The organism is Paenibacillus sp. FSL R5-0345, assembly GCF_000758585.1.
Classification (GTDB): domain Bacteria; phylum Bacillota; class Bacilli; order Paenibacillales; family Paenibacillaceae; genus Paenibacillus_AQ.
This window is the reverse complement of sequence record NZ_CP009281.1, coordinates 6,014,190-6,026,163: the sequence shown is the minus strand read 5'-3', so window position 1 is coordinate 6,026,163 and position 11,974 is coordinate 6,014,190. Positions and strand designations below refer to the sequence as shown.

General features: G+C 39.0%; 8 protein-coding genes. All 8 read left to right on the top strand.

What is annotated here, in order from left to right; translation table 11 throughout:
* The first annotated feature begins 3 nt into the window (after window positions 1–3).
* Window positions 4–1,608, top strand: coding sequence for a TnsD family Tn7-like transposition protein (locus R50345_RS26520; protein WP_081954202.1), 1,605 nt, complete (start codon window positions 4–6; stop codon window positions 1,606–1,608).
* A 119-nt stretch (window positions 1,609–1,727) separates the two neighbouring features.
* Window positions 1,728–5,300 carry a P-loop NTPase fold protein gene (locus R50345_RS26515; RefSeq protein ID WP_042131146.1) on the top strand — a complete coding sequence of 1,191 codons (3,573 nt, stop codon included), beginning with the start codon at window positions 1,728–1,730 and terminating at the stop codon, window positions 5,298–5,300.
* A gap of 667 nt (window positions 5,301–5,967) precedes the next feature.
* Window positions 5,968–6,438, top strand: a complete 471-nt coding sequence (locus tag R50345_RS26510; RefSeq protein WP_042131145.1) for a MerR family transcriptional regulator — start codon at window positions 5,968–5,970, stop codon at window positions 6,436–6,438.
* Window positions 6,422–6,847, top strand: coding sequence for a hypothetical protein (locus R50345_RS26505; protein WP_170880365.1), 426 nt, complete (start codon window positions 6,422–6,424; stop codon window positions 6,845–6,847). The genes R50345_RS26510 and R50345_RS26505 overlap by 17 nt, the downstream gene beginning before the upstream one ends.
* A 315-nt stretch (window positions 6,848–7,162) precedes the next feature.
* Window positions 7,163–7,984 (top strand): acyltransferase domain-containing protein, encoded by an 822-nt coding sequence (locus R50345_RS26500; RefSeq protein WP_042131144.1) that lies wholly within the window; start codon window positions 7,163–7,165, stop codon window positions 7,982–7,984.
* Window positions 7,985–8,771: 787 nt separating this feature from the next.
* Complete coding sequence (locus R50345_RS26495; protein ID WP_042131143.1) at window positions 8,772–9,143, top strand: iron chaperone; 372 nt, start codon at window positions 8,772–8,774, stop codon at window positions 9,141–9,143.
* Between the two features lie 254 nt (window positions 9,144–9,397).
* On the top strand, window positions 9,398–11,149 hold the full coding sequence (locus R50345_RS26490; RefSeq protein ID WP_156114879.1) for a sensor histidine kinase: 1,752 nt from the start codon (window positions 9,398–9,400) through the stop codon (window positions 11,147–11,149).
* On the top strand, window positions 11,146–11,949 hold the full coding sequence (locus R50345_RS26485; RefSeq protein ID WP_042131141.1) for a response regulator transcription factor: 804 nt from the start codon (window positions 11,146–11,148) through the stop codon (window positions 11,947–11,949). The genes R50345_RS26490 and R50345_RS26485 overlap by 4 nt, the downstream gene beginning before the upstream one ends.
* Window positions 11,950–11,974 lie beyond the last annotated feature (25 nt).

The following is an 11,974-nucleotide window of genomic DNA, read 5'->3' as shown; positions in this document are numbered from 1 at the left end:
CAAATGAAAGAGAAGGGATTATCAATGATTTATTTTCCACCACCATTTCCAGACGAGTTGTTATATAGCGTTTTAGCTCGATATCATGCTCGATCTGGTAACGAGAATACTAAAATGACAATGAGAGATTTGTTCGGCAAAAAGACTGTTTGTGCAGTGACTGATTTTCCTGGACATCTTCAGCCACTTCACACGCTTATTCCCGGGAATGCCATTTCTGTCGCTACCTTGTTGGAAGAACACACTTTACTGCCGTATTTCCAGTCTTTTATTCCATCAGAGCGATATACTTGGGTAGTTGAGGAAATGATTTATGGAGAGGGACAATCAATCTATATGAAAATGGGGCTTCCGCCCAGTGGGGTAATTAAGCCAAGTTATCTTCGATATTGCCCGGAATGTGTAGAATTAGATCGTGGAGAATATGGAATAGCGTATTGGCATAGAAGTCATCAACTTTCTGGGGTAGCGGTCTGTTCAACCCATAACCTATTTCTCGTTTCTTCCTCGATTCTGTATGCCCAACGAAGAAATAAGCATGAGTTTATCATGCTTGAGTCAATAGTAGATGATGAACGACCTTCGTTAACTCGTCAAGGTGGGGAAAATGAATTTTTGATAGCTACGCGTTCAACTGAATTATTGCAAATGAATAAGCAGTATATAAACCAAGATAGTTTAAGAAAAAAATACCTTCAAAGATTGGCACAGAGAGGGATGTTAACTGCAAGGGGGAATATTAAATTCCGAGAATTGCTACCTGACTTTATTAGTTTTTATGGTAAAGATTATCTACATACACTTGGTTGTTCTATTGATGAAGACAGACAGCATACCTGGTTACATAAAATGCTTCGAAAACCCCGGCATGCCATACATCCTCTAAGACACCTCCTTGTACAGATATATTTAAAAATTGATTTAGGTAACTATGAGGAGGAGAGCGGAACAGCTTCTATTAATCCATTTGGCGAAGGGCCATGGCCATGTTTGAATAAGGTAGCAATGCATTATCGAGAAGAGGTAATTGATAGTGTATGCGTAACAAGGTGTTACAATACGGGAAGGCCTGTTGGAACGTTTATTTGTGGATGTGGGTTTACTTACTCAAGAAGAGGGCCGGATTCTAATGTTAAGGATAATGATAAGCTTCATATTGGACGAATTAAACAGTTTGGTCCGGTATGGATAGATAAATTAAAAGAGTTGAATAAAGATAAAACGCTTGGCTTACGTGAGAAGGCTAGACGATTAGGAGTTGATCCTGGGACGATCAAGAAGCAAACTGAAAAACTAGAAACTAATATTCCAATAATCTCAGACAAATTACCGGGATTACCTATACCTCTGAACAGGTCAATTAAGATATATTCAAAAAAACAGGTCGGTAAAAAGTGGACAAGAGTGGACTGGAGTGCAAGGGATGAACTGCTTGCGCAAGAGATTGATCGAGTTGTTAATGATGTTAAGAAATCGAATAAGCATCCTGTGTCTAAAAACGAGGTAGGAAGACTTCTAAACTGTTCGACAATGTTACGCACAAAGCTGGATAAACTGCCGTGTACTTCGGAACGATTAAATATGTTAACAAGGAAGAGAGTTAAATGAAAAGTATTTAAATTTCCATACACAGCAGCACGACATTATATTAGGAAGATAGTTACAATCTATTGCAAATAATGTAGAATTGTATCGATAGTACATTCTTCCATAAGTGGTGAAAATATATGTTCAATCGTTCACAACCAACTAGTCCTATTACGAAAAAACTGTTTCTTGAAGATAGACCACTGAAAAATAGTAGCGGAGATAAGTTTCAATATACTCAAGTTGCGGAAGTGATTTGTGACGTATTAGAGCAAAATAATTTCCCTGTACATATTGGTCTTTTTGGCCCATGGGGATCAGGTAAAACATCAGTGATTAAATTGTTGGAGAATAAAATTAATTCAGATACTAATACGAGTGAAAAATATCTTCTCAAAACCTTAAGTGTTTGGAAATTTGCAGATGATGCACCATCATTACATAGAAAAATTGTTCGTCAAGTTCAAGCAGAACTAGGGGTTGTTAATGAAGAGGGTTTATCAATAGAATCCAGCAATACAGATACTGCAATGGGGTCGGGAATATTTGCTCTTTTCATAAAAAATAAATCCTTTAGAATAAGTGCGATTTTCTACATCTTATTTTTAGTTGCAATAATCGTAACGAATGTCGTAATACATTTACCTCGAGTTAACGCAATACTTTTAGCACTGATTTCTCCCGCGACATTTGCTTTGGGAATAGGTGCTCTTAAAATATTTTTGGGTAATTTTCAAATAACCAGCCAAGTAGGAAGAAAAACCTTAGCGCTGTTGCATAGTGACCAGTATGAGGCAAGGTTTGAAGCAAGCGTTGAACAATATCTTAAGAAAAATAACGGAAAAAAATTGATATTAGTTTTTGACGATTTAGATAGGTTGCCCCCAAAACAATTATTAGCAGCCCTTAATACAATTAAAACCTTTTTGCATTCTAGTAACTGTGCTTTTATTTTACCTTGTGATGAAACAGTTCTACGAAATGGGATCAAAATAGCATTTGAGGAAAAAGAAATTATTCAAGAAGGTGAATCTCAAAAGAGTGATGAAAGTTACGTATCAGATTTTATGAGTAAGACATTTGATTATATTATTCATTTACCAATCGTTGAACAAAGAAATATGAAAACATATGCAAGAGAGCTGGTAACTGAGCAACAATTATCATGGATTGACGAACCGGTAATAAACCTTAATAGAATTATGGGTGTACTAATACACTCTGAAACCAAGACTCCAAGGCAAGTGAAAACATTGATTAATTCGTTTGTTGCTAACTGGGAACTGGCCAAAAAACGAGATAATGAATCCGGAATAAAATTGTTAACAAAAGAACCTCAAGCTATTGCTATGTTTACGGTGCTTCAAACTGATTATCCTGATTATTATGAATCTTTAATTAAAGACCCTTATTTAATTACTCGGAATGACAATACAAGGAATCAGGATAACTTGAAAGCTTATTTAAGTCGGGTAGAAAAGTTTATCCCAAAAAATGATCCGCGACCATTTATTTACTTCAGTAATGAGAAATTGAACCCTGCGACCGGTAAACCAGACGTACAGAAAGTGATGAATTTCTTAGTGAATGGTCAAGTAAGTGAATTTAAAAATTCCTTTTCAAGACTCACAGCAAGTGATAAGGAAATTCTGTTTTCTTCAGCTATTTCTGATCTCAATGATAACCCTGGAATCGAAGTCGAGAATTGTTTAAAAAGTTTGATTGAATCTGAAGTAGATCTTTCTGAGGTAGTTTCGGATATGGAACTACATAATTGGGATCTTTTATTAAGGGAAAATATTAATTGTTTAGTAGAACACATTCCCTCTAAAGTTTGTAATGTATTAAATTATCTTTCATATGATAATAAGACATGGAGAGATTACGGTTCTAGGTTGAATGTGGAGGGTAATTTAGAAGACTTAATTGAACTCTGGGTCAACCATCCGTCAAGTGTTGAAAAGTTTGGTATACAGGATCTTGGGGAACAGATATCAAACTCAAAAATTGAAGATAACGATGGATACTCACTAATCCAAAAAATCTTTGGTTTAAATGAGGGCCATTCAATGCTCTCGCAGATTGAATGGATTAAAGTAATTGAAAAATCATTGCCGCTTAACTATAGTCCTGACTATACATTTGAGGCATGTATCAAAGAGATCAATAATAAAACGGATAGTAATATTACAGCTAATTTACTGAATCATTTTCTAGATATATATAATTTTAAGACAGAAGAGTTTATTGATGGAATCGGTAGAGTATGGCGCAGCATCTATTCAGGATCTGTTGAGGAGATTGGAGGATTCATAAAATTATTTGCACACGATTCTTTTTCAGGATTTGATGAAGATGATCTCTCCATAATAAACTCCTTTATGAAAGATGCGAATTATAATGAATTGAAAACTGTAGTTGATGAATATCTTTCAGAAGAGGAATACGAAGAGAAATTAAACCGATATATGAGTTGTTTTCCGGATTCTCCAGGTATACCTGGTTACTGTGCAACCAACTTTAATTTTGATTTGGAAAAAGAGACTATGGAGTTATACTTAAGTGTTCTCGTTAATAGGCATAATCACCTTAAAAATAATAATATTCTAATAAAAAAAATTAAAGATGAATTAGAGGCTACAGCGTCGCAACAAGTGAGATCAAAAGTGCTGGAAGTAATTCAAGTATTGCAACAGGTTAACGACTATAAAGAAGCTCTATACAACAGTCGAAATGAATTGATGCCTCTTGATAATATAAACATCTGGTACCGATGGTCAGAAGAGGTTTTTATAGAAAGATTAGAATTGTTCTTTTCACTTTATAAAAATGATAAGGATGCTATGGAATGGATACTGCAAAGTGTTGATTCGATGGCAAATATAGCAGCAGGGTATTACAATCCAGGACTACCCTACTCGAGTAACTCTTCACGATATCTGAATATTCTTACCAATCAATTAGTATCTGAATATATCGAAATTGAGTGGGAGGACACAATAAATCAGTGGAAGAACATCAAGGCTATGCATAATAACAGTAGGTTTGATATGTTTAACTATTTAGAATCTCCTACAAGATCACAAGTGATTAGCCGATTAAGCAATCGTTGCAATTTGAGTAGTACCATTTACAATGGACTATTAAAAGATCATTATGATCTTGCAATTAATAACCATCGAGAGGCCGTGTTTATGAGATGGGAGACCATTGGTAACGAATTTAGAAGCGAAGTTATGCAAACAATGTTCCGGCTATCGGATGAAACAGTAGAAACTTGCAGCAAATTACTATTAAAACATTTTAGTGTAAATCCACAAATTAGCTACTTAAATGAGTTAGTTGAATGGGAGATACCAGAGGATTATCGAATACTATATCTTACAGACATAGTAGATAAATTGCCATTAGAGGATTGCGTAGATTGGGTGACAGAAACAGTGGCTTTAATGAATAGAGAAGGGTTTAACAAGTGGATGGGCTTTTCCGTTCAATATGCTGCTGAATTAGGTAAAATACAATACAACTCTTTAAAAGCAGCGTTAGAGACCGCACTTGATTTAGGGCAAGAAAGGGCTAAGCTTGCATTAACAGTATTATCAAAAGTGAATTTAAGTAAGTCTGATTTGAAATATTTTAAGGAAAAAGTTATCCAATATCATAATGTGTATCCTGAGCTAGTAAATCATTTTAGGTATCGGTTCAAACTCTAACTATTACTAGAATTTGGACATTTCACAACTATAATGTTACTGAAAATTGAGATGAAAAGTTATTTCACAACTTTAATGTAACTTTATTATTGGTGGAAAACTAAAAAACCTTATTAATTCAAGGTTTTTCATTTCACAACTATAATGTTATTGAACAGTAAAATGACATTAAAGTTAGGTACTAGTATTAATGTGAGTAACCTAACAATAATGTTTGTGTCTTCACAAAATAGATCGTAATTACTATTCAAAATCATTTGTATACCATTAAGCCGCTCATATTTTGAGCGGCTTTTTTTAATATATAATTCGTTAAAAGGAAGTTTATTCTTATAGTCATGAGAGCTGTAAAAAGAAAATAGTGAACTAAACTAAAAAAGAGTATTAGACTCAGCAAATAAAGTTATAGACTGGCGCAAACCCCATCCGGCTAGGCAGCTAGCTGTTCCGCAAACCAAGATACTTCGGAGCAGGCGGTGCTAGGCGCGGACAACATCTCCGTTCTAGTGTCCAAAGAAGCTGAAAATTATCAAGACCTTGATAGAGGAATAAAGCATTAATCGAGGGCTATCGTTACGCTAACGAGAAGGATAGTTATAAAGATTGTTTGAATACCGTGTAAAAAAAGAATTGACATTGGAGTTAACTCCAATGTTATTGTAAATGTATGGAAAAACAATATTCTATAAAAGAGGTTTCACAGATCCTTGGTATTCCGAAGGATACGCTTCGGTACTATGACCGTATTGGAATCGTATCGCCGTCCCGGGAACACAATTCTTACCGTAGGTATTCGAAGGACGACCTCGTCGATTTGATGAATATTCAAATCATGCAGTATGCGGACTTTTCTCTAGAAGAAATAAAGGGGAAGTTTCAGTTCCACAGAATGCAGAGTGTAGATCCTGCTTATTATCAGGAGGTCGCTGAATTCCTTGATGCCAAAAAAGCAGAAACGCGCAAGAAAATTGCACATCTAGAAAAGGTCAGTCAGTTGCTCGACGTAGCAGTTGAAGCGCTAAGGGACTTAAATCATGAAAGCGACCAGCGACTGGCAGTGTTCGTTCGGGAGATTTACCGGGATCTTCACAGGAAGGATCCTGGAACTAAGGAGGATTGTGATGGACATCAAAATTAAGAATTATTATTATCTGATTGCTGGCGTTCTTGCGATACTGTTTGCCGTTACGCACGCTATGAACGGGCAATCCGTTGTACTGCCGACGCTCTTTGTGAATGATATAGCCGTGGATACACAGATAATATTTAGGTATGTCTGGCACATAATCACTGCAGAGAATCTGGTCTTCGGTATTGTATTCATTATCCTGTCATTGCAAAGCGAGCGATCGAAGAATCGGTCTGCTGCATGGACGATCGCGTCACTTCTGCTCGTTCGTCTGATGGTTATTCTCGGCATAACAGCATTTTATGATGTTTCGGCACTTACGGATACGTTAATCGATTCGATTGCCATCCTAATCTATGTCGCATTTATCATATTGGGCACAAGAATGAAGGAAAAAAAGTTCGGAGGTCAATCGTAACAAACCAGTAGGAAGGTTTGAAGAACTAAACTGCATTTCATCACTGCCAGTGATTTGCAACACGCTAAAGGTGAACGATAGCTCCGTGACAACAGGCAGTTACACGTAAGGTTATAATAGAATATGCCTTTCTTTTAAGGAACAATCCCAACTATAAATAGCATTAAAACAATTTATTGTTTTCTTTCAGAAAGAAAGAAAAAGCTATAGGACATGGAGTTGTGGAAGTATATCTTGATTTGTAACCTTAATCCGGCTGGATTTGGTCCTAAATTAATTAAATGTTGTTATTATCTGATACAGGAGAATGTAAATATGAATTTAAAAGAAGTGTGTGAAAGTATTTGTTTACCAGATCAAATGAAAAGAAAAGTGCTTGACTTTGCAGGCGGATTTGATGAGAAAACAATTAAGCCTCTTTCTGCTGCTCTGTATGATCCGTCTGCCTGGGAAAAGGGAGTTGAAGAACTAATAGGCGTTCTGGGAGAGGATCCGAATGGGAGCAAAATGCTCTCTTTTATGCTTGTACATGCAGTAAAGGCACATAAGGAATATGAAAAAAGGGGAATTAGCGAGACAATTTTTACGGATACGATGAAGTTTTGTACCAGATTCATTATGGAACATTACAGTGTGTATGGGACATATGCATTCACGTGGGGATGGTGGTTTCCTAGACAGATTTCACTTCATGAATTCCGAATCGGTGTACTTGAATATGAAATGATTGAGCAGAAAGAAAAGAAATTAATAAATATACATATCCCTGCTGACGCAGATATGAGGCGAGGGAGTTTGCGGAAGTCATATGAGGATGCTAGGGGATTTTTCGCAAAATATTATCCGGAGTATGGTCAGTCGGATATGGTATGTGATTCCTGGCTGCTTTCTCCAGTCCTTGCTAAGCTGTTGCAAGAGAGCTCAAATATAGTCGGTTTTCAGAAGGCATTCGACTTGATGCGTGTTGATGATGCGAATGACAGCTCTATCAGATGGGTTTATGGAAGAACTGATATTCCAATACAAGAACTTCCTGAACATACATCCTTACAAAAAAAAATCAAGGTTCGTCTGATGGAAGGCGGCAGCATTGGCGCAGCCTACGGAAGACTGCACGAAGATCCCTGGAAGGATTAATGGGAGAGAGGTTAAGTATTAACTTCAAAGGTGATTTGTTAAATTCAGACTGTATTGAAACAGCATCATTAAGATAACGGAGAGCGTTAGTGTAAGGAATGGCGCTGCGATTTTCGATGATTTATTTGACTGGTAATGTATTTTAGGCATTCTTAAGTGATCAAGATCAAATCGATTTGCTCACGACCGTTTACAAACATTTCCAATGAAATCTTTGCATTCGAAGCCCGTAACCGGATGAAACGGAGTTATCCGATCAAGAGGAGACAGAATGGCGATCAGGCGCACAATGTTACGATGCTAGCCAGCACATCATGCATTGGGTCACGATACGCTACATTCTTTATTAAAACGACACGGCTTTCGCGTCGAACATCAATATGCTGACTGGGATAAAAAAGCCGTTCTCTCCGTCATCTTCATCTATTATTAGCGCTTGTAGGAAATGTTAGGAGAGACATAATACATGCAATAGAAAAAATTCCCTCAGGTCGAGGGTATTTTTGATGATCCTAAGTTTAACAAACTTTTCGCACTAATAATTCAGATCGGTCCGAGGGACATTCGTTTTCTCCACCCATGCGAGAAGATAACGGCTAAGATAAAATATAGGATTCCTCCTTAACCTACATGCAGATAGCTCGTCTTGCACAGCTTACAGATCCGGAGAACTGACGTTATGAAAAGTTGCACCCTTTTACCCCGTTGGATATGATTATCTAACGGGGTGTTTTTTGTACAAACTACGCCTATACAAACGGCGATTTTGAGGTTAGGAGTGATCAACATGGAGGTATTTGCAGAATATTTAGCGCAAATTGATAACCCGCAGCATCGGGAACGAATGGAAGAGGTGTTGGGTTGGGTAACTAAGAAATTCACAGAACTAAAACCAAAAATTGCGTGGAATCAACCTATGTTCACCGATCACGACACTTATATAATTGGCTTTAGCGTATCCAAACAACATATGGCTGTAGCCCCTGAAATTGCAGGGATTAATCATTTCTCTGACGCAATTGTGCAGGCTGGATATGATCACACTAAGCAGTTGTTACGGATCCGGTGGGATCATCCGGTTGATTACTCATTGCTTGAGCAAATGATTGAGTTTAACATTATGGATAAGGCAGACTGTACAACGTTTTGGCGAAAATGAAAACTTAGAAAAGCTACAGATTTACTAGTGATATGAATATCATAAACCACGGATTAGTCTCATGATGAAAACATCATCGGGACTTTTTTTAGTTGTTTTTGTCGATTCCTTAATTCTTCCTTAGCGGATCATTAGCAAACATGCTAATATAATGGCTGAAAAGGTTGAAAACCCTTACTTTTCCCGGATAGGGGCGATCATTCCTTGCTTATATGACGAAGAGGGGAAGAGACTGCATGCGGCGGATACTATTAATGTTAAAGTTAAATACGCTGCGAAATCAAATGTTGCTTGGTTTTCTCGCCGTCATGCTCATCATACTAACGTTTGTTGGAGGGATTACGTTCCATTCGGTCTCGACGCTACTCAAGAACAATGCTGAGAAGCATATTCAGCAAACTGCGATTCAGGCTAACGGCCGTTTGGAAAGCGTTCTCGAACAGATTAATTCTCTGACGACGCTGGTATCTACCAACGATTATATCCAGCAACTGCTTTTACGGGATATAGAAGGTCATCCCGCTACCTTTACAGAACGGCAAGCGCTGCCATCTATTATCAATCTGGTCCAAATCTATACGGACGGCATTAAATCTGTGGAGCTTTACAACAAAGACGGAGTGAGGCTGTATCCGCTCGATGGCAGCACCCTCAGAGATAAGGTACCGGAGGATTGGGTTGAAATGGCGACGAGTAAGGAAGGTGGCCTCGTCTGGTTCGGTATCGATCCGCTCGATTCCACTTCGCTTGTTGCGATCAGGCAGATCAGCCTTATCGATCGGCATTTCATGACAGGCGGGTATTTACTCATCCGCTCAGACCGTGACAAGTTTGCGCTTAAGGGTTCCCTGTCCGGGGAGGGAGACGGAGAAACGGTGTTGCTCCTTGCTCCTGATGGCCAGTTCATCACGTCCAACGATGACACTATTTCGCAAAAGACAGCAGCAAAGCTGGTGGAAGAATCCGACGATCAGATCGCTTCTATCGGCAAGCAGTCCTTTATCGTCGTCAAACAGCGATCTTCCGTAACGGGATGGACCTTGCTCATCTTAACCCCTGTTAATGTCATTACCAAGGGGATATCGGTCTTGCGAACGACCATCGTCGTATCGGCCTTGATGGGTACCTTGTTATTCACCTTACTTTCATTTTTCCTGTCAATTCTTATTACGAGACCTGTGTTCAAGTTGATCAAAGCTATGAGAAGTACCCGTCTTGGTATTCTGAAGCCTATCGATAACGTATCTTCCACTATGGAAATTCAGGAGCTGAATTATTCCTATAACAAAATGGTTGATAATATCAACGAGCTGATCCAGTTAGTTTATGAGAAGGAGTTATCCCGGAGTCATACGGAGTTAAAAGCACTTCAAGCACAAATTAATCCGCATTTTTTGTTTAATACTCTGGATGTTCTGTACTGGTCGCTGCTGGATAAGGATGAAGATCAGCTAGCGGAGTACGTTGTCGCCATGTCTGATTTATTCCGCTATACTATCACCGGTTCGAGTAAAGGGGGATGGGTGAAGTTACATGATGAGCTGGAGCATGTAAAGCGATATTTGCTTATTATGAAGATGCGATTTGAAGATCGCTTGGAGTGGGAAATTGTTGCTCCTTCTGAATTTTCGAATGTGGAGTTACCCCGATTGTTACTCCAGCCGCTCGTGGAAAACGCTGTATTACACGGGGTCGAGAGCAAGATTGAACCGGGATGGATAAAGCTAACGGTCGCTGGAGACGAAGAATGGATCACCATTACGGTGGAAGACGACGGGATGGGAATGGACGAGGAGATGCTGCGCTCTCTTGTGGAAGGGCTAGAAAGCGGGAAGGTGTCTTCTTCTAAAGATTCCGGCGTTGGAATTGCCAATGTGCATAGAAGGCTTCAACTGTTTTTTTCAGGAAAAAACGAACAGGGTGCAGTAATGACCATAGATAGCCGTAAGGGTCAAGGCACCCGTATAAACATTAAAATTCCTGTCCGAGGAGACATAACGCCATGAGAAGCCGAAAGATTCTTATTGTCGACGATGAACCAAGATCAAGAGAAGGAATGAAGAAAATACTTGAGGTGTGGGCAGCCGGTCAATATGAGATCCTTACGGCAAGCAATGGGATCTCCGCTATAGAAATTCTGGAGGAGACACCGGTGGAACTTATGATAACGGATATCCGCATGCCGGGAATCAGTGGTCTTTCTTTAGTTAGTCAAATAAGGGATAAAAAAATACAGCGTCAGCCATCCGTTATTCTCATCTCCGGTCATGCGGAGTTCGAGTATGCTCAACAAGCGATCCAGTTGTCCGTAGTGGAATATTTGCTCAAGCCAGCTAGCCGGGAAAAGCTGATCGCATCTGTGGAGGATGCCCTGAAGGCAGGGGAAGAGCAGGAACATATCGGCTTCATGCGGAAGATGGCCGATCCGCAATTAATGGCCATAAGAGATGAAGATGCCACATTAAGTGACCCGGTTCGCCAGGCGATAGACTATGTGGAAATGCATATAGAGGAGGCGATCAGCCTTCAGGAAGTAGCTGGACTAGTACATCTGAATGGGAGTTATTTCAGTTCCCTTTTCAAGGAGCAATGCCAGATGAACTTCAGCGAATACGTCGCCCGCAGAAAATTGCAGAAGTCGAAGGAATTACTACTGAAAACAAATCTGCCCATAGCAGAAATTGCAAGCCTTACCGGTTACCAGACTGTTAAGTATTTCAACAAGCTGTTTAAGGAGTACGAAGGAATGAGTCCAGGGCAGTATCGTTCTTCCATGAGGAATGGTATAGAAGCGAATATTCAATAATGACTCGGCAAGGGGGGAATATCTA